The following is an 861-nucleotide window of genomic DNA, read 5'->3' as shown; positions in this document are numbered from 1 at the left end:
AAAAAACAAATTAGTAAGACTATTTTTGTAACTTTGTAGACTTGCATAAATCTATAACAGTTTCTTTGTCGAGATTGCTGGAAATTGACAATATGTATCTGCCATTATCCCAAATGCACGTTACATCAGTATCAGATTCAAAGAGCAAATATTCCTGACCATCGATCTCGATCTTCGTAAAATCCGTTCGCTCATTATCCATATATATCTTATGATCACCTTTGACATTCTGGTCAAATAAAATTCCTTTTTTGCCATTTGAATAAAAAACTGAAATACTATTATCTGTTTCACCATATTGAGTCTGTTCAAAACCGGCAGGCAACTTTGAAATATAATATTTTTCTTCAAAAGATGTCGGATAACCGTCGTCCGTTCCACTTTCGGTTGTTACAACGCTGTGATTCGAAAAGATTTTTATTATAAAATCATATACTGCATTACGAACCGCTTCGACACTTAAAGCTGAGGCAGAAAGCACGACCATTGCAACAATAACACACGCAACCCGTCGACCTGCCGTACTTATAAGATTAAAATATGGCCTGCTTTGCCGTTTAATAAGCTTCTTCATTTTCTTATTATGCTTATCACTAAATTCGTGTTCATCATTTAATGAGATCGCTTCCATATCGGCATTATAATCTTCATCAATTACATCTTTTAAAGCTTGTGTAAACAATGTGTTTTCGTTCATATTTCTCCCTCCTTTAAAATTATCTTTTTCAGATTATTCTTTGCCGTCCAATATCGCTGCTTGGCTGCTGCATAACTGATACCAAATGAATCTGCAATTTCTTTATAGGCCATTCCCTGGACGCATACAAGATAGAGTATATCTCTATCAGTTTTATTTAATTT

Annotated in this window: 1 protein-coding gene; it reads right to left on the bottom strand. The window is 34.3% G+C overall.

Translation table 11 applies throughout. From position 1 onward, the window contains the following. Nucleotides 1-19: 19 nt before the first annotated feature. Complete coding sequence (locus DWW81_RS12850; RefSeq protein WP_117898171.1) at nucleotides 20-697, bottom strand: DUF4367 domain-containing protein; 678 nt, start codon at nucleotides 695-697, stop codon at nucleotides 20-22. Between the last annotated feature and the right edge of the window lie 164 nt (nucleotides 698-861).

Source organism: Ruminococcus sp. AF17-1AC, assembly GCF_003461385.1.
Taxonomy (GTDB): domain Bacteria; phylum Bacillota; class Clostridia; order Oscillospirales; family Ruminococcaceae; genus Hominimerdicola; species Hominimerdicola aceti.
Note: the sequence above shows the minus strand (reverse complement) of the source record. Positions and strands in the feature narration are given on the sequence as shown.